Consider the following 22,425-nt stretch of genomic DNA (forward strand, 5'->3'; position numbering starts at 1 on the left):
TTTGACGCCCCCGCGCCCCCCCCTCACGCCGCGCCCCGGGGGGGGCACCCCGTCCAACCCCGGGCCACGCCACCGCTTGTGTGGGGTTCCCGCCCCCCTCCCCCCCCCCACCACTCACAGGCCCGAAGGGCCTAGGCGTTGCCGTTGAACAGCGACGTGACCGAGCCGTTCTCGAACACTTCCTTGATGGTGCGTGCCAGCAGCGGCGCGATGGACAGCACCGTGAGGGTCGCGAACTTCTTCGACTCGTCGATCGGGAGCGTGTTGGTGACGATGACTTCCCGCGCACCACACGCGGCGAGACGCTCGGCCGCAGGGTCGGACAGGACACCGTGGGTGGCGGCGATGATCACGTCGCCCGCGCCGGCCTCCTTGAGGATCTTCACGGCGCCGGCGATGGTTCCACCGGTGTCGATCATGTCGTCGATCAGGATGCAGGTGCGGCCCTCGACGTCACCGACGACGCGGTTGGACTTCACCTGGTTGGGCACCAGCGGGTCGCGCGTCTTGTGGATGAACGCCAGCGGCGCGCCACCGAGCGTGTCGGCCCACTTCTCGGCGACCCGGACGCGACCGGAGTCGGGGGAGACGACGGCGATGTTCTCGGTGCCGTAGTTGCCGCGGATGTACTCGGCGAGCTGACCCTGCGCGTGCATGTGGTCGACGGGCCCGTCGAAGAAGCCCTGGATCTGGTCGGTGTGGAGGTCGACCGTGATGATGCGGTCGGCGCCGGCCGTCTTGAGGAGGTCGGCGATCAGGCGAGCCGAGATGGGCTCACGGCCGCGGTGCTTCTTGTCCTGGCGGGCGTACGGGTAGAACGGCAGGATCGCGGTGATGCGCTTGGCCGACCCGCGCTTGAGCGCGTCGATCATGATCAGCTGTTCCATCACCCACGTGTTCAGCGGGGCGGGGTGGCTCTGCAGCACGAAGGCATCGGAGCCTCGGACCGACTCCTCGAAACGGACGAAGATCTCGCCGTTCGCGAAGTCACGGGCAGTCTGCGGGGTGACCCGCACGTCGAGTTCCTTCGCGACCTGTTCGGCCAGCTCCGGATGCGCGCGACCAGAAAAAAGCATGAGGTTCTTCTGGTTGTCGATCCAATTCGCGGTCACTGCTCTATGCCATCCTTTAAATCTTGCTTCTCGGTTTCGTGCAGATCTGAACTGTGGTGCGGTCCCGCGGCGGACGCCGCCTCGGCGGCGGCGGTCCCGGGCCGATTTCGTTGCACCCAGCCGTCAATATTGCGCTGCTTCCCTCCGGAGACCGCGAGTGCCCCCGGCGGTACGTCGAAACGCAGCACCGTGCCGGCGCCGGTGTAAGCACCGTCACCGACCTGTACCGGAGCGACGAACATGGTGTCCGATCCGGTCCGGACGTGTGACCCCACCACCGTACGGCTCTTGGAGACGCCGTCGTAATTGACGAACACGCTCGACGCACCGATGTTGCTGTACTCGCCGATCGTGGCGTCACCCACGTAGGTCAGGTGAGGAACTTTGGAGTGCGCCCCGATGTCGGCGTTCTTCGTCTCGACGAACGCGCCGAGTTTGCCGGACGCACCGAGGACGGTGCCGGGACGCAGGTAGGTGAACGGCCCGACGGTGGCGCCTGCGCCGATCGTCGATTCCGAGCCGTGGGTACGCACCACGCTGGCGCCTTCGCCCACCGACACGTCGGTGAGGGTGGTGTCGGGACCGATGACGGCGTCCTCACCCACAGAGGTGGTGCCGAGCAGTTGCACACCGGGATGAATGGTGACGTCGCGGGCCAGCGTGACGCCGACGTCGATCCAGGTGCTCGACGGGTCGATGACGGCGACCCCGGCCCGCATCCAGTTCTCGACAGTGCGGCGGTTGAGTTCGGCGGCCAGCCTCGACAGCTGGACGCGGTCGTTGGCGCCTGCGACCTTCGCGGAGTCGGCAAGGTGGGCGGCGAAGACGGGCGCGCCGGCCTCGCGGGCGATCTTGACGACGTCGGTCAGGTACAGCTCGCCCTGCGCGTTGTTCGCGTTGAGCTGCCCGAGCGCGGTGCGCAGGAACTCCGCGTCGAACGCGTACACACCGGCATTGACCTCGGTGATGGCCGCCTGCTCCTCGGTGGCGTCGGCCTCTTCGACGATCTCGGCGATGCCACCGTCGTGGGGCAGACGGACGATCCGACCGTAGCCTCGGGGTTCGGGAGCTGTGAACGTCAGCACCGTCACTGCCGCGGGGGTGGGCTCGCTGCGGTGCTCGTCGACGAGAGCGTGCAGGGTGCGGCCGTCGAGGAGTGGCACGTCGGCGGCGGTGACCAGCACGGTCCCGCGGAAATCGGCGGGCAGGGCGGACAGGCCGATCTCGACGGCGTGTCCGGTGCCGTTCTGCTCTTCCTGGACGGCGACGGCGATCGGGCGGCCCAGTTCGGTCTCGAGGGCGCTGACGGCGGCGCCGACACGCTCCTTGTCGTGACCGACGACGGTGACGAGGTGCGTCGGGTCGACCTCGGCGGCGGCGTGCAGGGAATGCGCCAGCATCGTGCGCCCGCCCAGGGTGTGCAACACCTTGGGGGTCTTCGACCGCATCCGAGTTCCTGCGCCGGCGGCGAGGACGACCACGGCGGTCTGCACTGGCATGAAGCTCCCTCTGCGTCGTTCTACTCGTGCTGCTGTAAGCAGCTCCACCTGCAGGAATACGCTCCGCAGGTCTTCGCTCCGCCGCCAGGACTCGAACCTGAACTATCTGAACCAAAATCAGAGGTGCTGCCATTACACTACGGCGGATTGCCACACACACGGGGTGTCACGCCCGTTTGCGCGAGAGAATCCTCGCATGCCGACCCGCCGGACGTCGAACCGCTGCGGAAATTTGTTGGGAACGCCCCGATAGAGTGGGTGCTACCTGCAGTGTTTCTGCGCTGCCCGCGGCACTTCGTCGTCGCGAGTGTCAGGAAAGGATGGTGGCTCGGTGCCCCGACCCACGGACGTGGACGCGACCCCCGAGCGGGCGGTCCGCACCCGGATGACCGGTACCCAACGCCGGGAGCAGTTGATCGAGATCGGTCGAGCCCTGTTCGCCGAGCGTGGCTACGAGGCGACGTCGATCGAGGAGATCGCACAGCGGGCGCACGTCTCCAAGCCGGTCGTCTACGAACACTTCGGCGGCAAGGAAGGCCTGTACGCCGTCGTCGTGGATCGGGAGATGTCGCGACTGTTGGAGATGGTGACGTCGTCGCTGAAGCAGAATCGCTCCCGGATCCGGGTCGAGCGGGTGGCGCTGGCGCTGCTCACCTATGTGGAGGAGCACACCGACGGATTCCGGATCCTCGTTCGCGACTCGCCGGTGGCGGCGCCGGACGGAACGTATTCGAGTCTGCTCAACGAGGCCATCGGGCAGGTCGGGCACATCCTCGCCGGCGACTTCTCGCGGCGTGGGTTCAACCCGGATCTGGCTCTGCTCTACGCACAGGCTCTGGTCGGAATGGTGTCCACGACCGCGACGTGGTGGCTGGACGCGCGGACGCCGCCGAAGGAGGTCGTCGCCGCGCATCTCGTCAACCTGTGCTGGAACGGGCTGACGAATTTGGAGGCCGATCCCCAACTGGGTACCGATCGGCCCGGCGCCCAGCCGGCCTGAACGTGTTCTCGTTTTCAGACTCGCGGTTCAACTTCCGGAGGGCTGCGCCTGTCGAGTGCTAGGGTTCGCTGGAGTTTGCGCCCCGTCGGGGGGGCGTTCGGGAGGCAGTCGATGGCGAGACAGGTTCGAGCAGAGGTAACTCGGGCGTCGGTCCTGATGGCGGCGGCCGACGTGTTCTTGCGACTGGGCTACGCGAATGCGGGTCTCAACGAGATCATCGAGCAGTCGGGTGTGACCAAAGGCGCGCTGTACTTCCACTTCAGCTCGAAGGAAGACCTCGCCCGCGGTGTCATCGACGAGGGGCAGATCCGCCTCACAGCAGGTATGACGTCGGTGAGTGACGGGCCGACGCCGGCGCTGGAGGCGCTCGTCGCCCTGTCTTACGTGGCGATCGAGGCCGCAAGTGCCGATCCGATCGTCGCGGCAATGCTGCGGCTGCAGCACGAGATCGGCGACTACCAGGGCACGCACGGCAACGTCGTGGCGTCGTGGCAGCAGGGTTTCGAGCGGCTGGTGAAGAGAGCCGTCGAAGAGGGCGACATTCTCGCGGAGGACGACGTCTCCACCGACACGCTGTCCATTTTCCTGCTCGGGTCGCTGCTCGGGGCTCACGTCGTCGCGAGCGCGACGGGCTCCTTCGACGATCTTCCGCGCCGCATGGAACGGGTCTGGTACTTCATCCTTCCCGGGCTCGTCGAGCCGTCGAAGCTCGTCTATTTCCGCCAGTTCGCGTCCCGGCGTCTGCTGCGCTAGCAAACCCCTTCCGCGGGAAGCGGTTTCCGCGACGACCGCTCGATCGCCGCCGCGTCGTCGGTTGCGTCACAGGGTGAAGTCGGGCATTCGGATTAAACACACCTCGAATCTGAGAAAAGCGCTGAAAAAATACTTTAAGTATGTATTTTGGCGGACAAAACGGTTGCGGACTCTTGTTGAAAGGAATGAGTCGGAGCCGCCGTGGTTTGCCCAGTTGGGCGCCAGGCTTTGCCGGACCAATGACGCCGTTTCCGGTTACCGGACGATGTATTGTGAAATCTCGTCCCCCGAATTATCGGGCGGTCGAAAGATAACTGACATTGCCAGCCCAATGAGCCGATGACATCGGAGGGTGCCCGATGCCGTTCGTCATTGTCGAACGCGAAGAGACGCTGGTCGCCGGACTGGCCGTCCGTAGCCCCAAGCGGGCGCTCGGAGAAGCACGCGACAAGGCTCTCGAGAAGACGTGGTCGACCCTCCTCGCGCAGAACGTGGATCGGCCGCTGGCTTCCGCCTACGTGGACCACGCGCCCGAGATCAATTCGTACTACACGCAAATCGTGGGCTACGAGTGCTCCTCCATCGATCAGGTTGGCCGCGGACACTTGGTGTCGCGGATTCCTGCGGGAACGTACGCCAAATTCTCCTCGGTCGGAACGTTTCCTGATCTCTTCGACGCCCTCTGGGGGCAGATTCGTGAGGCGGAGGAATCGCGGCAGATCGAACGGTCCTACACCGGCGACTTCGAGTTCTACCCGCACGCGTTCGGGATCGATTTGTATGTGGCGATAGTGCCACCCGCGACGATGCAGGGGCCGCAATGAGTTTCGAGATCGTCAAGCGTGAGTCCGCCGACTTTGGAGGGCTCGTTCTGCCGCGCACGGAGCTCAGTTCGTCGGCGCATTCGACCGATCTGATGAAGTTCACCCGCGAGCGCATCCAGCAACGCGGCACTGCCGAGCTGGTCACCGTATATGTCGCTGTCCCGGATCTGGGGTGGACCGCCGTGATCGGATATCGGTGTACCGACCTCGGTCAGCTCGAGGTCGGTGACGTACTGGTGCGTGTCCCGGCCGGCTACTTCGCCAAGTTCACGCCCGACGGACGGTCGTCCGACCCGATCGAGGACGTGTGGATTCAGGCCGAGCTGGCGGAGAAGGAAGGGCGCATCGAGCGCGCCTACGCGGAGGAGATCGAGGTCTTCCGCGCTCCGAGCAGCGTCGAGCTGTTCATTTCGCTCGCATAAATACGGGTCGACAATTACAGACCTGAAGTTTGTTTTCGAGCGCGTTTGTGGCATCTCAGGTGACAAATCCGGTGTAAACGCGGAAAATAAGTAGCCGCGGGGCTGTGACCGGGTTCGTGTGTCCAGTTCTTGGGGTCTTTACGTAACCCGTGAGTCCCCGGAATTGCCGCACCGACTCCGATGGGAAAGCCAATGCCAGTTGAACAGCTGTCGCGTCCGCAGGTCGACACACGGTCGACAGATACTCTAATTGACCGAACTCTGAGCGTGTGGGATCCACGGTCGGAGTGTCGCTTCGTCGTGGCCCGGCCCTCCGAGGAGCCCGAGCTGTGGGAAGCATATCTCGAGGGAGCGGTAGCGGGCTATCGCAAGTACGGCGCCGAGAAGGCTCTCGAGTACCGCCGGATCCAGGACGGCGACAGTACCGCGATCTTCTTCGTCGCGATCGAGTCCAACGGCTCCGTCGCAGCGGGTGTCCGCGCGCAGGGACCGTACATCGACGCTGGTCAAGCGCATGCGATCACGGAATGGGCAAACGATCCCGGAGCTCCCGCCGTCCGCCGGATGATCGAGGACCGGCTGCCGTTCGGTGTCGTGGAGGCGAAGGGCGCATGGGTGTCGGACACCGCCGCCCGGCGCGGCGAACTCGTCGGTGCACTGGGCCGTTTTGCCACCTTCTCGATGGATCTTCTCGACGTCCAGTTCATGCTCGCGACCGCCGCATCCCACGTCTTGGACACGTGGCGAACCACCGGTGGGGTAGTGGCCGACCATATTGCTCCCGTGCCCTATCCGGATGACCGCTACGAGACGCGGCTGATGTGGTGGGATCGGAGTAGGCGCAGGGGCCGCGCCGAATTCATGCAGCTGGCCCAACTGTTACTCACGACGTCCGAACCGACGCCGTCGGCAGCCATCGCGACGGGGACGGGAGGCGACGTCGTCCGGCCGATGCGGAGCGTCTCGTGAACGAAACCCACGGTGAGTACACCGCACTACTGCTCGACGAGGGCCACTCCGAGGACGCGGCGGTACTCGACCGCCTCCGCCGCGACCCCGCGGTAGTCTTCGTCGATCGACTCGACCATCAGCGGGACGCGTTGCGTTCCCTCGTTCCCACGCCGGACGCGGGTGTGCTGGACGAGGCTCCGGTGTGGGCGTACTACTCGTGGCGGCGGACCGTGGTGCGTCTGCTCGGTCCCACGTCGTTCCGGCTGTTGCGGCTGGACCGGAATCGGAACAAGATCACCGCGCAGGAGCAGGACCGCCTCCGGGGCGTCACCGTCGGGATCGTCGGTCTCAGCGTCGGTCACGCGGTCGCGTTGGCTCTGACGCTGGAAGGCGCGTGCGGCGGCCTGCGGCTCGCCGACTTCGACACCCTCGACCTGTCCAACCTGAACCGGGTTCCCGGCACTGTTCTGGACCTCGGCGTGAACAAGGCCGTGGTCGCCGCCCGCCGTGTCGCGGAGATCGATCCCTACGTCACTGTGACGTTGTGGAAGGACGGTGTCGATGCCGAATCGATCGCCGAATTCCTGGACGGCACGGACGTGGTGATCGACGAATGCGACTCCCTCGACGTCAAGGTGTCCCTGCGGAGAGAGGCCCGGCGCAGGGGATTGCCGGTGCTGATGGCGACCAGTGACCGGGGTCTGCTGGACGTCGAGCGCTTCGACGTCGAACCGGATCGGCCGCCGTTCCACGGAGTGATCGGTGACGTCGACGTGGAATCGCTGGCAGGACTCGGTTCGCGGGACAAGATTCCGCTCGTTCTGCAGATTCTCGATGCCGGACAGTTGTCGGCGACGATGGCGGCGTCGTTGGTGGAAGTGGACGACACCATCTCCACGTGGCCCCAGCTCGGAGGCGACGTGCTGCTCGGTGGGGCGCAGGTCGCGGCGGCGGTGCGGCGCATCGGGCTCGGGCAGCCGCTCACGTCGGGCCGGTGCCGGATGGATCTCGACGAGTATCTCGATGTTCTCGCCGATCCACCGCTGCCGCAGGACGTGCCGGAGGAACCGGCGAACCGGGCTGCGATCGCGGACCCGACGAAGGACGCCGTCGGCGCCGTCGTGAATGCCGCGGCCCGCGCGCCTTCCGGTGGAAACGTCCAGCCGTGGACGATCGCGGCGGATGACGCGGGACTGACCATCTCCCTCGCGCCGGAGCACACGACGGCCATGGACGTCGGGTACCGCGGCAGTTGTGTCGCGGTCGGCGCCGCGCTGCACAACGCCCGAATCGCCGCGTCCGCCGCCGGCCTCCTCGGCGCTGTGACGGTCCGAGAAGCCGATCCGGGGCTCCCCGTCGCCACGCTGACGTTCGGGAGCGGAAACGACCGGGAACTCAGCGACCGCTACGAACACATGCTCGACCGGACCACCAACCGCAGGCTGGGCGTCCCCCGGCCGTTGGACGACTCGCAGGCCGGCCTCCTCGCGGAGGCCGCGGCCCGCGAAGGCGCCCGCCTCTGCCTGGTCACCGACCGGGACGACATCGCGACGATCGGCGCCATTCTGGCCGAGTCGGACCGCATCCGTTTCCTCACCCCCACCCTGCACCGCGAGATGATCGGCGAGTTGCGGTGGCCACCCCGGGATTCGGTCGACACCGGCATCGACGTGCGCGCGCTGGAACTCGATTCGGCGGAACTGTCGACGCTCGCGCTGTTGCGGAGACCCGAGGTCATGGAACGACTCGGCGCACAGGATGCGGGACGGGCGCTGGGCAAGTCCACGGCGGACCGCATCGCCTCGAGTTCGGCTGTCGCGGTCGTCGCGATTCCGGGCAGCACCTCTCGGGACTATGTACGTGGCGGTGAGGCGACCGAAAGCGTGTGGATTCACGCGCAGGCGCTCGGCCTCGCCGTCCAGCCGATTTCGCCGGTGTTTCTCTACGGTGTGGAAAGTGCGGAACTCGAACAACTCTCACCCCGGTATGCGGCACCATTGGAGAGGTTGCGGGAAGAATTGTTCGACGTCGTCGGAGCGAAGGCAGGTGAGGCGCTCGCCATGGTGTTACGGCTCAGCCATGCGCCGGGCCCGTCGGTTCGGAGCGAGCGCCGCGCCGACCGGGTGCGAAGGCGGATATCGTAACGACAGGAGGGCCCGTGAACACCGAGAAGCAAACCGAAAAGCTCGAGACCCTGGTGACAACCGTGGCGTCCCGGCTCACGCCTGTCGACGCGGTCTCGTTCAAGGCCGTGGCCACCCGCGTGCTGCAGGATCTCGTGGAACACTTCGAGGTCGACACCAGCTTTCTCCGGTTCACCGATCACGAGATCGCGGCGACGGTCCTGGTCGCGGAATATCCTCTTCGGCCGTTCATCCCCGATCCGGACCCACTCGGCGTCGTCTACTTCAAGGATGCCGATCCGACCTTCGCCCAGATCGAGCACCAGAAGGAAGTCGCCATCTTCCGTCCGGAGGTGTCCGGTCCGGATTACAACGAACGGGTCCGCGAGGCGTCGGGGGTGCCGCAGGTGTCGCTCGCCGCCGTTCCGCTGCTGTCCGGCGAGACGACGACGGGCACGCTCGGATTCATCAAGTTCGGCGACCGCGACTGGACGCCGCCGGAGCTCGACGTCCTGAAGGCGATTGCCGCCCTGCTCGCCCAGGTCCAGGCCCGCATCGTCGTCGAGGAGCAATTGCGCTACTCGGCCGATCACGATTCCCTCACCGGACTCAGCAACCGGCGCGCCCTGTACCACCATCTGGACACCCGCCTGGCGTCGACCGAACCCGGGCCGGTCGCCATTCTGTTCTTGGACCTGGACCGCCTGAAACCCCTCAACGACTTCTTCGGGCACGGGGCGGGCGACGGGTTCATCTCGACGATCGCGGACCGGCTCAGATCGACCAGCGAGGCCGACGACCTCGTCTCGAGGCTGGGCGGCGACGAATTCGTGCTCGTGCTCGGAGGGTCGGTGGGTCTCGAGGAGGCGGAGCGGCGGGCGCAGCACATCCGCGACGTCGTGACCGAACGGGTGCGTCTCGGCCGCGAGGTGGTCAGCCGCAGTGTCAGCATCGGGGTCGCGGCGGGGCGCCCTGGCAAGGCCACCACGAGTTCGCTCCTCAGCCAGGCCGACCAGGCCGTCATGGTTGCGAAGACCAAGGGCGGTAACGCGATCAGCGTCTTCACCGACGAGATGCAGGAGGAGAGCGAGAAGCGCAACATGATCGAGCTCAGTCTGCGCGCGGCGATCGCGGACGAGTCGCTGTTTCTCGAATACCAGCCCGAGGTCGACCTGCGGACCGGCCGGATCATCGGGGTGGAGGCCCTGGTGCGGTGGAATCATCCGCTGCTCGGGCTGCTGCAGCCGGGCTCGTTCATCGACGTCGCCGAGGCGACGAACGTTGCGGGCGAACTCGGGCGCTGGGTCATCCGGAAGGCCTGCCGGCAGTGGGCCGACTGGCGGTCGCAGGCGCCCGAGTTGGATCTGGATCTCCGCGTCAACGTCTCACCGGGGCAGTTGGCCGGTCTGGACTTTCTCGACGTCGTCGCGAACGCGTTGACGGAGTTCGACCTTCGTAAAGGCGCACTGTGCCTGGAGATCACGGAGAACGCGGTGCTCAGTGATCTCACCTGGACGCGTGAAGCGCTCGAGGGACTGCATGCGATGGACGTGGAGGTCGCGATCGACGACTTCGGCACCGGGTACAGTTCCCTCAGCCACCTCAAGGCACTGCCGGTGGGGACATTGAAGATCGACAAAGGGTTCGTGATGAACCTGGACACCAACCCGGAGGACCGGGCGATCGTGAAGTCGATCATCGGACTCGCCGAGTCGTTCGGCTTGGAATTGGTGGCGGAGGGCGTCGAGAACGTGGAGTCGGCCCGGCAACTGCTGGACATGGGATGTCATCGGGCGCAGGGATTTCTGTTCAGCCGCCCGGTCTCGGCGGAAAAGGTCGGCAAGTTGCTGGCGGCCGGCGCAATCGAGGTCGGGCTGTAGCCTTTTCCTGCACGGCGCGGCGGCGTGTTGTCAGGGATCGCTCGCGCCCGATTTGCTGCGTCATCGGCTTCGAGAAGACAGCGTTACAGACTCGGGGTATGTTTATGCCCACACCGAAGGACCTCTTGTCTTTAATTGGCAAAATACGGTAACTTCTCGAAGGGTTTGCTGGAGAGTCGCTGAGGGTGGCTTTCTCGCGCGGAACGTGGACTGTCGAAAACTGGAGCAGGGGGATCGATGTCTGGTGGTGCGGTCTCGCAGATCCCCGAATCCCGTATCGGGTGCGACGTGATGACGGTCGGGCACGTGCGAAGCAGTGTCGAGCGGTTCGGTGACCGCTACCTGAACAGGATCTTCACACCCCACGAATTGGAAAGCTGCGCAGGACCCGCGCGGGTCCAACGGCTGGCCGCCCGATTCGCGGCCAAGGAAGCCGTGGTCAAGGTGCTGCGGCCCGGTGACGTCGCCCTGCCGTGGCAGTCCATCGAGATCCGGCGCGAGAGCTGGGGTGGATGCGGAGTGCGACTGTCCGGCAACGCCTCGGCACTCGCCGAGCGTCAGGGGCTCGGCGGGTTCGACGTCTCGATCTCGCACGAGGCCGAGGTCGCGATCGCGATGGTCACCGCGTCCCGGCTGAGTACACCCCCCGATCACCAAGGAGAACGCCACCCATGAGCGAGCAGACGATCCGCAAGGTTCTCGGCGACCACGCCCGGCTGTCCGTCGACGCCGGGAGCATCGCCGTCGGCGCCGATCTGTACGAACTCGGTCTGACGTCCCACGCGAGTGTCAACGTCATGCTGGCGCTGGAGGATTCGTTCGACATCGAGTTCCCCGACGAATTGCTGCGCAAGAGCACGTTCGCGAGCGTCGACTCCATCCGGGGTGCGCTCGTCGAACTCGGCGTGGCATGAGCACCGCCCTCGCGGGCGACACGGAGATCGGGTCCGCCCAGGTGTCCGGCCCGTCGGCACGGGCCGCGGCTGTCGCCGAGGCGGCCGCGCGGTGGGCCGTCGACGTCGATCGTGACGCGCGCTTTCCTCAGGAGGCCGTAAACGCGCTCCGGGACCAGCGTCTGCTGTCGTGCGCCGTCCCTGTGGAACTGGGTGGTGAAGGCGCGACGCTGCGGGAGCTGTGCACGATCGCCCGGACCCTGGGCCGCCAGTGCGCCGCTACCGCGATGATCTTCGCGATGCACCAGACCCAGATCCTCTCGCTCGTACGGCATCCGGGTGGCGACGGCGTCTCCACCTTCCTGCGTGACGCGGTCGCAGGTCAGTACCTGCTCGCGTCGGCGACGACGGAACTGGGCATCGGCGGCGACGTCCGCCGCAGCACGTGCGCGGTGGAGCGGTCCGGTGGCGTGGTGTCGCTGGTCAAGAACGCCCCGGTCATCTCGTACGGCGAGTACGCCGACGCGATCCTCGCGACCGCGCGGCGCACCCCCGACAGCCCGCCCAGCGACCAGGTGCTCGTCATCTGCCGGCGTGCCGACGTGACACTCGAGCGCACCGGCGAGTGGAACACGCTGGGGCTGCGCGGAACCTGCAGTCCCGGTTTCGTGCTGCGCGCCACCACCACACCGGATCTCGTCGTCGCCGACCCCTACTCGGAGATCTCGGCGGAGACCATGCTCCCCGTGTCGCACTCCGTGTGGTCGGCGGTGTGGCTCGGCATCGCCGACGCCGCGGTGGAGAAGGCGCGCCGGTATGTGCGGGCGGCCGCGCGCAAACAGCCGGGCGCAGCCTCGCCCGCAGCGCTGCGCCTCGCCGAGGCAGCCGCCGTGCACCAGCAGTTCGCGGACCTCGTGTTCGCCGCAGCCCGCCGATTCGACGACGCCGACGCGGCTCCGGCCGGTTCGCCGGAGGCCGAAGTCGCCGGAGGAGTGGGCTATTCGCTCGCGATGAACAACCTCAAGGTCACGGCGTCGACCCTGGTCGTCGACCTCGTCGGCAGGGCCCTGCTGATCTGTGGGATCGCCGGGTACCGGGAAGACACGGAGTACTCGCTCGGCCGGCACCTGCGTGATGCGCACGGTGCGGCCGTCATGGTCAACAACGATCGAATCATGGCCAACTCGGCGCAGTTGGCCACGGCATACCGGGGGACGATATGAGCACGGACATCGCAGTGGAGCAGGAAGAGACGAGCGAACTCGAGCGTGCCCGGCGCGCGTTCCGGGCGGAATTGCTGGGGGCGGGACTCCTGGTGGACACATCCGTCGCGGGCCTCTACGGACGGTCGGGGTTGTTCGAGGACATCGTCGACGGCATCGACGCAGTCGTGCGGGCGGCGGGTCCGGGCGACTCCGCGGCCCGATTCCGGTTTCCGCCGGTGTTCCCGCGCACCAGTTTCGAGCGGACGGACTACATCGCGTCGTTCCCGAATCTGACCGGCGCGATCACTACCTTCACCGGCACCAACGCCGAGCACGCCCAACTGCTCTCGGCGCGCGCCGACGGCGAGAGCTGGGACAGGTGGCTCGAGCCGACCGACACCATGCTGGTGTCGGCGGCCTGCCACCCCGCGTACCCGATGTTCACGGGAGTGCTGCCGGACGGCGGTGCGCTGCTCGACGTGTACGGCTACTGCTTCCGGCACGAGCCCGCGTTCGATCCCGCCCGCATGCAGGCGTTCCGGATGCACGAGTTCGTGCGGATCGGCACCGCGGAGCAGGCTGCGAACCACCGTGACTCGTGGATCGAGCGCGGACTGGAGGTGCTGTCCGACCTGTGGCTGGACGCCACCCCGGTGGTCGCCAACGACCCGTTCTTCGGCAGGGCCGGACGAATGCTCGCGGCGAACCAGCGCGACGAGAACCTCAAGACCGAGCTGACGGTGCGCCTGTACGGCGATCTCGACGACGGGACCGCGGTCGTGTCGTGCAACTGTCATCAGGACCATTTCGGTGTCACGTTCGACATCGCCACCGCGGACGGTGGGGTCGCGCACAGTGCGTGCGTCGGTTTCGGGATGGAACGCATCGCGCTGGCGATGCTGCGGACCCACGGCCTGGACCCGTCGCGCTGGCCGAGCGCGGTGAAATCCCGGATGTCGCTGTGACGTCCCGGCTCATCGACATCTCGCCGGACGGCTACGAACCGCACCCCATCCACTCGGACGAACGGACCTGGACGGAGACCAACTGCTACCTCGACCTGTGGGTGGAGGTACTGCACTCGCTCGGGCTCGATCCGGTGCCCGCCGCCGCGTGCGCGTTCGGCGCCCGGTTCGACGGATCGCAGTGGACGTTCCTGAAGTTCAAGCCCGAGGATCTGTTCGGCCTGTACGGGATCGACGTGGGGGAGATGAACGTTTGGCGCGGCGTCCTCGACCATGTGGAGGACAATCTCGCGGTCGGGATGTTGTCGACCGTCGAGGTGGACGCGCACTGGCTGCCGGACACGGCAGGCACCGGCTACCGCGAGAGCCACAGCAAGACCACGATCGTCGCGAACTTCGTCGACCGCGAGTCCGGTGTGCTCGAGTACTTCCACAACAGTGGATATCACCGGCTGACCGGGGACGACTTCCGCGGGCTGTTCGGACTCGACCTCGCCGGAGCGGCGACGTTCACGCCGTACGTCGAGCAGGTCCGGTTCGACGGTGCGCCGGAATACCGGCCGGGCCGCTTCGACGCGGTGCTGCGGCATCATCTCGCGATGCGGCCGGACGGAAATCCGGTGCGCGCTCTCGGTGAGCGGGTGGTCGCCGACGTGCCCTGGATCCGCGGCGCGGGCATCGACACGTTTCACCTGTGGACGTTCGGGGTGTTGCGACAGTGCGGCGCCACCGCGGAACTCGCCGCCGACGTCTGCGAGTACCTCGAGCGCAACGGGTTCGCGGGGGCCGCGGCGTTCGCTCCGGGCTTCCGGGAGGTGGCGCACGGCGCGAAGAGTGTGCAGTTCCAGATGGCGCGCGCCGCTCGCGGACGCAGCGTCGACCCGTCTGCGCAACTCGACCGCATGGCCGACGCGTGGGAACGGTCGGTGGACGGTGTGGCGCGCGTGGTCGGACACGCGTAGTGGATCTTCTCGACGGCGCTCGGTGGCGTTGCGTGGCAACGGGACCGGGTTCGGTCACCGATCCGTCGGAGTTGGCGGGTGTGCCGGGGCCGTGGTATCCCGCGCAGGTTCCGGGTACTGCGGCCGGCGCGATCCGGGCGGCCGACGGCGTCGAGGCGGCGCGCGCGGCGCAGACCGATGCGGTGGACTGGTGGTTCGTCACCGACGTGCCGGGCGGCGGCCCCGGTCCCTGGCGGCTCGAGTTCGACGGCCTGGCCTCGCACGCGGAGGTGTGGGCCGGCGACGACCTCGTCCTGTCCTCGGAGTCGATGTTCGTGCCGGTCTCGGTCGACGTGGTCTCTCGCCCCGGCACGATCACGCTGGCGATCCGATTCCCGTCGCTCGACGCGGCGTTGCGCCGTCGGCGACCCCGCGGACGCTGGCGGTCGTCGCTGGTGAGTGCGCAGGGGCTGCGCTGGATGCGGACGAGCATGCTCGGTCGCGCCCCGGTCTTCGGCGGCGTGCCCGCCCCGGTCGGCCCGTGGCGGCCGGTGCGACTGCACGACGGCGCCGCGCCGGTGCTGTCGGACCGTCACGTGGTCACCACCGTGGAAGCCGGGACGGGCGTGCTGGATCTCGCCGTGCGCGTGCACGGCTCGGTGGGCCCGCCTCCCGTCGTCCGGCTCGGGGACGTCTCCGCGGAGGCGACCGTCGTCGAAATCGGCCCCGGCGTGCGGGACGTGCGCGCGCACCTGTCCGTCCCCGACGTCCGGTTGTGGTGGCCCCACACCCACGGCGTCCCGGTGACGTATCCGCTGAGCATCGCCGTCGGCGAGGACGTTCTCGACCTGGGTGCCGTCGGATTCCGCACCGTGAGCGGGGTGCGCGGTGACGGCGGGTTCCGTCTGTCGGTCAACGGCGTCGACGTGTACTGCCGCGGGGCCGTCTGGACCCCGGTCGATCCGATCGGGCTGGGCGGCCGGACGCAGACGCGGGAAACCCTCGAGCGGGTGGTCGAGGCCGGGCTCAACATGGTCCGGGTGCCGGGCACGATGCTGTACGAGGACTCCGCATTCTGGGACGACTGTGCCGAACTCGGCGTCCTGGTGTGGCAGGACGCCATGCTGTCGACGTTCGACCCACCCGACGACCAGACGTTCCTGGAACTGCTGACCGCGGAGGTCGAGGCGGTGCTGCGACCGCTGTCGGGCAACCCCGCGCTCGCCGTGTTCAGCGGCGGCAGCGAAACCGAACAGCAACCCATCATGCTCGGACTCCCGGCGCCGCACATCCCGGCGGTGCACGACGTGATCCCGGCGGTGGTCGCGCGGATCACGCCGGGGGTGGTGTCGGTGTCGTCGTCGCCGTCCCCGCCGCCAGGAGGCGACGCGCTCGCGACTCACGTGGGGACCGGTGTGGCGCACTACTTCGGCGTCGGCGGTTACCGGCTGCCGCCGTCCGACGTTCGCCAGGCCGGGGTGCGGTTCGCCGCCGAATGCCTCGCATTTTCGATCCCCCCATCGGACGCGACGATCGAGACCGAGTTCGGCAGCCTCGCCTCCGCGGGTCACCACCCGCGGTGGAAGGCCGCCGTGCCCCGCGACAACGGGGCGTCCTGGGACTTCGAGGACGTCCGCGACCACTACGTGCGGACACTGTTCGGTGAGGAACCGTCGACGGTCCGCTGGTCCGATCCCGAGCGGTACCTCGCGCTCGGTCGCGCCGCCGTCTGCGAGGCTGTCGCGACCACCCTCGGCTACTGGCGTCGCCCGGATTCGGGATGCGACGGGGCGCTGGTGCTCGCGCTCCGCGACCTCGAACCCGGCGCCGGGTGGGGGCTGCTCGACTCCGACGGCAGACCGAAGGCGCCGTGGTTCGTGATGCGGCGGCTCTCCCGGCCCGTCGCGGTCCTGCTCGGCGAGGACGGGATGGACGGACTGCGCATCGACGCGGTCAACGACTCCGCCCGCACGCTCGTGGGGGAGTTGCGGGTCCGGGTGCACACCCGCACGGGTGCGCAGGCGTTCGACGTCACCGAACCGGTGACCGTCGCCGCGCACGCGGCCCGCCGGTGGTCGCTCGACACGCTGCTCGGTCGCTTCACCGATGCCACACACGTCCACCGTTTCGGGGTCCGCGGCCACGAGAGCGTGACCGTCACGCTGTCGGGCGAGGACGGTGTCGTCGCCGAGGCCGTTCACCTCTTCGGCGGCCCGGCGCGCGCCGTCGAACGCACCGTCGGCCTGACGGCGGTGGCCCGGGAGACGGCGCCCGGCGACTGGGTGGTCGACGTCGCCACCGACGGCGCGGCGCAGTACGTCCACCTCGAACTCGGCGGATTCGAACCGGCCGACTCGTGGTTCCATCTGCCGCCCGGCGGCACCCGGATCGTGCCGGTGCGCAGGACCGGGACGGCGGAGGCGGTGACCGGGCAGGTGCGGGCGCTGAACTCGGTGCGCGTCGCCTCGGTCGCGCGGGCCTCCACCTGATCCGGACCCCGGTTCGTCGATGGGCGATATCGACTAGGCTGGCTCAGTCCGCAACTGGCCGCTCGTCCCGGCCCGAGCTGTTCGCCGGCAGTTCGTCATCACTGCTCAGGAGTGCGTCGTTGTCTTCCCCGCTCATCGCTGCCGAGCCCTCGTCCGACACCCCGCTCGCCGGACTGGCGAAGATCGCGCTGGGCGACGCCGTCGTCGCGCAGGTGACGGAGGCCCTCGGGCGGCATCACCTCGACATCGTCGCGCCCGCCCCCGCCCGGCCGTTCGTGGCCGCGGCCCTCGCCGAGCGCACCCATCTGCTGCTGGTCACGGCGACCGGTCGCGAGGCCGACGACCTCACGGCCGAACTGCAGGAGATGATCGGCGACGCCGTGGCGCAGTTCCCGTCGTGGGAGACGCTGCCGCACGAACGGCTGTCGCCGAGCGCCGACACGGTCGGTCGACGCGTGGAGGTGCTCCGCAGGCTGGCGCGGCCCGACGACCGCGCGTACGGGGCGCCGCTCCAGGTCGTCGTCACCACCGTCCGTTCGCTGGTGCAGCCCATGGCGCCCGGTCTCGGTGAGATCGAACCCGTCACGCTGCGAGTGGGGGTGGAGCACGACTTCGACGGGCTGATCCAGCGGCTCGTCGAAATGGCGTACACCCGCGTCGACATGGTCGGCAAGCGCGGCGAGTTCGCCGTCCGCGGCGGCATCCTGGACCTGTTCTCGCCCACCGCGGATCATCCGGTGCGCGTCGAGTTCTGGGGCGACGAGGTCACCGAGTTGCGGGCGTTCTCCGTCGCCGACCAGAGGTCGCTGGCCGAACTCGACGTCGACGCGGTGATCGCCCCGCCGTGCCGCGAACTGCTTCTCACCGAGGACGTCCGCGACCGGGCCGCGCAGCTCGCGGTCGACAACCAGGCCGACGCCGCGCTCGTCGAGATGCTCGACAAGATGTCGGCAGGCATCCCGGTGGAGGGCATGGAGGCCCTGCTGCCCGTGCTGCGGCCGGGGCAGCTGCAACTGCTCACCGACGTGCTGCCCGAGAGCGCGCACGTGCTGCTGTGCGATCCGGAGAAGATCCGGACACGCGCCACCGACCTGGTGCGCACCGGTCAGGAGTTCCTCGAGGCATCGTGGACGGCGGCCTCGATCGGCGGTGCCGCCCCGCTCGACACGTCCGTGCTGAAAGGCGACGGCATCGACCTCGGCGCCTCCGCCTACCGCTCGCTCAGTCAGGTCCGCGAATCCGCGGAGACCGCAGGTCTGCCGTGGTGGACGCTGAGCCCGCTCGCGTCCGGCAGCGGCGAGGAACTGGAGCTGGCGGTCACCCCGGCACCGCAGGTCCGCGGTTCCGACGAGCTGCTGTCCGAACTGTTCGTGAGCCTGCGCGCCCACGTCAGCACGGGCGGCCGGGCCGTCATCGTGGTCGCAGGCGCCGGCACCGCGCATCGTGTGCTCGAGCGCCTCCGCGAGGCCGAGGTGCCCGCGGCGGAACTCGCACCCGGTTCGGAGCCCGCCCGCGGTCAGGTCGGGGTGCTGCGGGGTTCGCTGCACGACGGCCTGGTCTTCCCCGGCGGCGACACCACCCCCGGGCTCGTCGTCGTCACGGAGTCCGATCTCACCGGCAACCGGGTGGCCGCGGTCGGCGACGGCAAGCGGCTGCCCGCCAAGCGCCGCAACCAGGTGGACCCGCTCGCCCTGACGGCCGGCGACATGGTGGTGCACGATCAGCACGGCATCGGGCGATTCGTCGAGATGGTCGAACGGACCATCGGCGGCGCGCGGCGCGAATACCTCGTGATCGAATACGCCGCCAGCAAGCGCGGCCACCCGGGCGACCGGCTGTTCGTCCCGATGGAGTCCCTCGACCAGCTGTCGCGATACGTCGGCGGCGAACTGCCCGCACTCAGCAAGCTCGGCGGCTCCGACTGGGCCAACACCAAACGCAAGGCGCGCAAGGCAGTTCGGGAGATCGCCGGCGAGCTCGTCCAGCTGTACGCGGCGCGACAGGCCGCGCCCGGTCACGCCTTCGGCCCGGACACCCCGTGGCAGAAGGAGATGGAGGACGCGTTCGCGTTCACCGAGACCCACGACCAGCTGACGGTCATCAGCGAGGTCAAGGCCGACATGGAGAAGGCCGTCCCGATGGACCGCGTCGTCATCGGCGACGTCGGCTACGGCAAGACGGAGATCGCGGTGCGGGCGGCGTTCAAGGCCGTGCAGGACGGCAAGCAGGTGGCGGTCCTGGTGCCGACGACCCTGCTCGCCCAGCAGCACCTGCAGACGTTCACCGAGCGGATGGCGGCGTTCCCGGTCACGGTGCGCGGGCTGTCCCGCTTCACGGATACCGGGGAGTCCAAGGAGATCGTCGCCGGCATGGCCGACGGCGAGATCGACGTCGTCGTCGGCACGCACCGGCTGCTGCAGACCGGGATCCGGTGGAAGGACCTGGGCCTCGTCATCGTCGACGAGGAACAGCGCTTCGGTGTGGAGCACAAAGAACACATCAAGGCGCTGCGCACCCACGTGGACGTACTCACCATGTCGGCGACGCCGATCCCGCGAACGCTCGAGATGAGCATGGCGGGCATCCGCGAGATGTCCACGATCCTCACCCCGCCGGAGGAACGGCACCCCATCCTCACGTATGTCGGCGCGTACGCCGACAAGCAGGTGGCCGCGGCCATCCGACGGGAACTGCTGCGCGACGGTCAGGTGTTCTACGTCCACAACCGGGTCAGCTCGATCGACAAGGCCGCCCAGCGGATCCGCGAACTCGTCCCCGAGGCGCGGGTCGTCGTCGCGCACGGCCAGATGAACGAGGACACGCTCGAGCGGACCGTGCAGGGCTTCTGGGAGCGGGACTACGACGTGCTGGTGTGCACCACCATCATCGAGACCGGCCTCGACATCTCCAACGCCAACACGCTCATCGTCGAACGCGCCGATTCGCTGGGCCTGTCGCAGCTGCACCAGTTGCGCGGTCGCGTCGGGCGTAGCCGTGAACGCGGCTACGCGTACTTCCTGTACCCGCCGGAGAAGCCGCTCACCGAGACGGCCTACGACCGCCTGGCGACCATTTCGCAGAACTCCGACCTCGGCGCCGGCATGGCGGTCGCGATGAAGGACCTCGAGATCCGTGGCGCCGGAAACGTGCTGGGCGCCGAGCAGTCCGGTCACGTGGCGGGGGTCGGGTTCGACCTGTACGTGCGGCTGGTGGGGGAGGCGGTCGAGGCCTTCCGGGCGGCGGCCGACGGCAAGCCGATCACCACCGAGGACGCCCCGAAGGAAGTCCGGATCGACCTTCCCGTCGACGCGCACATCCCCCCGGACTACGTCACCAGCGACCGTCTCCGGCTCGAGGGGTACCGCAAGCTCGCGGCCGCCACCGAACTCGACGGCATCACCGCCGTCGTGGACGAACTCGTCGACCGGTACGGACCGCTCCCCGAGGAGGTCCGCCGGCTGGTGTCGGTGGCCAAACTGCGCCTGCTGGCCCGCGAATACGGACTCGAGGAGATCGCCGTGGTCGGGACGCAGCTGAAGATCGCGCCGATGGCCCTGCCCGACTCGAAGCAGCTGCGTCTCAAGCGGATCTACCCCAGCGCGCAGTACCGCGCCACCACCGGGATGGTGCAGTTGCCGCTGCCCCGGCCAGGTTCGGGTGGGATCGGCGCCGAGCGGGTGCGCGACGTGGAGTTGCTGCAGTACATCGCGGACTTCGTGCTCGCGCTGGACGGCAAGGCCGCCGGGTCCGTGGTGATGGAGGCCTGACCCGATGACGGTGGTCCTGCTCGACCCGTTGCGGCCCACGACGATCCCGATGGCAGCCGTCGGGGTGGTCGGCGGCGGAGTGGAGTTCACCGACGAGGTGCCAGGGTCCGTGCGGACGCTGCTGACCGAAGCACCCGGCGCCGCCGTCCTGATCAGCACCGATCCCGACCATCCCACCGTGCGCCGGTGGGTCGCGTCGGGGTCCCGGATCGTCGCGGCACCGAAGGTCCCGGGCGACAACCTCGTCGAGGCCGCCGAAGTGATGGACCAGTTGTGGAGCTACGGCGGGTGGGAAGTGACGCAGACACACCGGACGCTGTCGCACTACCTCGTCGAGGAGACGTACGAGGTCCTCGACGCGATCGAATCCGCCGAGCCCGCAGACCTGCGTGAAGAGCTCGGAGATCTGCTGCTGCAGGTGCTGTTCCATTCGCGCATCGCCTCGGCGTCGGGCAATTTCGACGTCGACGACGTGGCCGCGACACTGGTCGCCAAGCTCGTGCACCGCAGCCCCCACCTCGGTGAGGACGTCGTCGGCCCGATCGACATCGCCGAGCAGGAACGTGCGTGGGAGATCCGGAAGGCGGCGGAAAAGGCCCGCAGCTCCTGCCTCGACGGCGTCGCGATGAGTCAGCCCGCGGCGTCCCTCGCGGCGAAGGTCGTCGCCCGCGCGAGCAAGGCAGGTTTGCCGCCCGAGCTGGTGCCCGCGGAGATCACCGCGGACAGCGCGGCGGTGGTCGCCGCCGAATCGAGGCTGCAGGCGGCGACGCACGATCTGATCGCCCGTGTCCGCGCGGCCGAGGATGCTGCGCGCGCGGCGGGGAAGACCGAACTCGCCCCCGCGGACTGGCTCGGGTACTGGACGTCCTGATACCGGGACGACGGGCGCTATCGCTCGGGTTTGCCAAAATGTAACTGAGGGATGAATCACTCCCGTGTCCGTAGTGCAAGAAAAACAAACCTGAGGTAGTTTAAAGCGCGCATAGAAGACCAGTCGGTTGCAAACACGCGTTCTGAAGTACTGAGAAGTACTTCGGTTCGGGTGTTTATGGTCTTCGCGCACTGCACGTGGTGGGTATCCGAGCTCCCGGTCGGGCGAGGGCCGATACCCACAGGGGACCACACATAGCGATGCTTCCGGGCCGAGTCGATTGCCCGACGATGAGAGACGGACACATGAGCCTGTACACGCCTGACCGCCTGGAACCTTCCGACGAGACAGACGCGCACGACATCGACGAGACCGGCGCCGCCGACCGCGCGCCCGGCCGCCCGACGGTCACCGTCGTCGTGCCTGCGATGAACGAAGCCAAGAACCTTCCCCATGTCGCCGCGCGCATGCCGGAAGGCATCGACGAAATCGTCTTCGTGGACGGCCATTCCGTCGACGACACCGTCGCTGTGGCGCGGAGCCTGTGGCCGGACGCGAAGTTCGTGACGCAGAGCCGCAAGGGCAAGGGAAACGCCCTGGCCTGTGGCTTCCGTGTCGCGACCAGCGACATCGTCGTGATGATCGACGCCGACGGCTCCACCGACCCCGCCGAGATCCCGTTGTTCGTCGGTGCGCTCGTGGCCGGCGCCGACTTCGCGAAGGGAACCCG

The 22,425-nt window shown here is 68.1% G+C and carries 18 protein-coding genes and 1 tRNA gene; 16 read left to right on the forward strand and 3 right to left on the reverse strand.

From position 1 onward, the window contains the following. Nucleotides 1-131 precede the first annotated feature (131 nt). The 3 genes from ACFTZB_RS24190 to ACFTZB_RS24200 form a co-directional block, all read right to left on the reverse strand. On the reverse strand, nucleotides 132-1,112 hold the full coding sequence (locus tag ACFTZB_RS24190) for a ribose-phosphate diphosphokinase (protein WP_378434785.1): 981 nt from the start codon (nucleotides 1,110-1,112) through the stop codon (nucleotides 132-134). After that, nucleotides 1,109-2,611: a bifunctional UDP-N-acetylglucosamine diphosphorylase/glucosamine-1-phosphate N-acetyltransferase GlmU gene (glmU, locus tag ACFTZB_RS24195; RefSeq protein WP_378434787.1), complete on the reverse strand. Its 1,503-nt coding sequence runs from the start codon at nucleotides 2,609-2,611 to the stop codon at nucleotides 1,109-1,111. The genes ACFTZB_RS24190 and glmU overlap by 4 nt, the downstream gene beginning before the upstream one ends. Nucleotides 2,612-2,687: 76 nt before the next feature. Further along, nucleotides 2,688-2,758: transfer RNA gene (locus tag ACFTZB_RS24200), tRNA-Gln, on the reverse strand. 238 nt (nucleotides 2,759-2,996) lie between these two features. On the opposite strand from ACFTZB_RS24200, the gene ACFTZB_RS24205 reads away from it, so the two are divergent. The 16 genes from ACFTZB_RS24205 to ACFTZB_RS24280 all read left to right on the forward strand — a co-directional run. Continuing rightward, a complete protein-coding gene (locus tag ACFTZB_RS24205) occupies nucleotides 2,997-3,611 on the forward strand; it encodes a TetR/AcrR family transcriptional regulator (protein ID WP_378434820.1) in 615 nt (204 codons plus the stop codon). A gap of 111 nt (nucleotides 3,612-3,722) precedes the next feature. After that, a complete protein-coding gene (locus ACFTZB_RS24210; protein ID WP_378434789.1) occupies nucleotides 3,723-4,364 on the forward strand; it encodes a ScbR family autoregulator-binding transcription factor in 642 nt (213 codons plus the stop codon). Nucleotides 4,365-4,723: 359 nt separating this feature from the next. Continuing rightward, entirely contained in the window at nucleotides 4,724-5,188 is a 465-nt protein-coding gene (locus ACFTZB_RS24215) for a GyrI-like domain-containing protein (RefSeq protein WP_378434791.1), read from the forward strand. Further along, nucleotides 5,185-5,610 (forward strand): hypothetical protein, encoded by a 426-nt coding sequence (locus ACFTZB_RS24220; protein WP_378434793.1) that lies wholly within the window; start codon nucleotides 5,185-5,187, stop codon nucleotides 5,608-5,610. Before ACFTZB_RS24215 ends, ACFTZB_RS24220 begins: the two co-directional genes overlap by 4 nt. A gap of 300 nt (nucleotides 5,611-5,910) precedes the next feature. Beyond that, nucleotides 5,911-6,579, forward strand: coding sequence for a hypothetical protein (locus ACFTZB_RS24225; protein ID WP_378434795.1), 669 nt, complete (start codon nucleotides 5,911-5,913; stop codon nucleotides 6,577-6,579). Next, nucleotides 6,576-8,705, forward strand: coding sequence for an Rv1355c family protein (locus tag ACFTZB_RS24230; protein WP_378434798.1), 2,130 nt, complete (start codon nucleotides 6,576-6,578; stop codon nucleotides 8,703-8,705). The genes ACFTZB_RS24225 and ACFTZB_RS24230 overlap by 4 nt, the downstream gene beginning before the upstream one ends. A 14-nt stretch (nucleotides 8,706-8,719) precedes the next feature. Beyond that, a complete protein-coding gene (locus tag ACFTZB_RS24235) occupies nucleotides 8,720-10,564 on the forward strand; it encodes a putative bifunctional diguanylate cyclase/phosphodiesterase (protein WP_378434800.1) in 1,845 nt (614 codons plus the stop codon). A 237-nt stretch (nucleotides 10,565-10,801) separates the two neighbouring features. Next, nucleotides 10,802-11,239 (forward strand): holo-ACP synthase, encoded by a 438-nt coding sequence (gene acpS / locus ACFTZB_RS24240; RefSeq protein WP_378434802.1) that lies wholly within the window; start codon nucleotides 10,802-10,804, stop codon nucleotides 11,237-11,239. Beyond that, nucleotides 11,236-11,478: an acyl carrier protein gene (locus ACFTZB_RS24245; RefSeq protein ID WP_378434804.1), complete on the forward strand. Its 243-nt coding sequence runs from the start codon at nucleotides 11,236-11,238 to the stop codon at nucleotides 11,476-11,478. Before acpS ends, ACFTZB_RS24245 begins: the two co-directional genes overlap by 4 nt. Then, nucleotides 11,475-12,680 (forward strand): acyl-CoA dehydrogenase family protein, encoded by a 1,206-nt coding sequence (locus ACFTZB_RS24250; RefSeq protein WP_378434806.1) that lies wholly within the window; start codon nucleotides 11,475-11,477, stop codon nucleotides 12,678-12,680. The genes ACFTZB_RS24245 and ACFTZB_RS24250 overlap by 4 nt, the downstream gene beginning before the upstream one ends. Next, nucleotides 12,677-13,627, forward strand: a complete 951-nt coding sequence (locus ACFTZB_RS24255; RefSeq protein WP_378434808.1) for an amino acid--[acyl-carrier-protein] ligase — start codon at nucleotides 12,677-12,679, stop codon at nucleotides 13,625-13,627. The genes ACFTZB_RS24250 and ACFTZB_RS24255 overlap by 4 nt, the downstream gene beginning before the upstream one ends. Further along, nucleotides 13,624-14,589 carry a DUF1839 family protein gene (locus ACFTZB_RS24260; RefSeq protein ID WP_378434810.1) on the forward strand — a complete coding sequence of 322 codons (966 nt, stop codon included), beginning with the start codon at nucleotides 13,624-13,626 and terminating at the stop codon, nucleotides 14,587-14,589. The genes ACFTZB_RS24255 and ACFTZB_RS24260 overlap by 4 nt, the downstream gene beginning before the upstream one ends. A gap of 32 nt (nucleotides 14,590-14,621) precedes the next feature. Beyond that, nucleotides 14,622-17,057, forward strand: a complete 2,436-nt coding sequence (locus tag ACFTZB_RS24265) for a glycosyl hydrolase (RefSeq protein WP_378434812.1) — start codon at nucleotides 14,622-14,624, stop codon at nucleotides 17,055-17,057. Between the two features lie 119 nt (nucleotides 17,058-17,176). Then, complete coding sequence (mfd, locus tag ACFTZB_RS24270; RefSeq protein WP_378434814.1) at nucleotides 17,177-20,824, forward strand: transcription-repair coupling factor; 3,648 nt, start codon at nucleotides 17,177-17,179, stop codon at nucleotides 20,822-20,824. 4 nt (nucleotides 20,825-20,828) lie between these two features. Beyond that, on the forward strand, nucleotides 20,829-21,695 hold the full coding sequence (locus tag ACFTZB_RS24275) for a MazG family protein (RefSeq protein WP_378434816.1): 867 nt from the start codon (nucleotides 20,829-20,831) through the stop codon (nucleotides 21,693-21,695). Nucleotides 21,696-22,000: 305 nt separating this feature from the next. Continuing rightward, the coding region (locus ACFTZB_RS24280) for a glycosyltransferase family 2 protein (protein ID WP_378434818.1) at nucleotides 22,001-22,425 on the forward strand (425 nt) is incomplete at its 3' end.

Source organism: Rhodococcus sp. NPDC057014 (genome assembly GCF_042673295.1).
In the GTDB taxonomy this organism is placed as follows: Bacteria; Actinomycetota; Actinomycetes; order Mycobacteriales; family Mycobacteriaceae; genus Rhodococcus_F.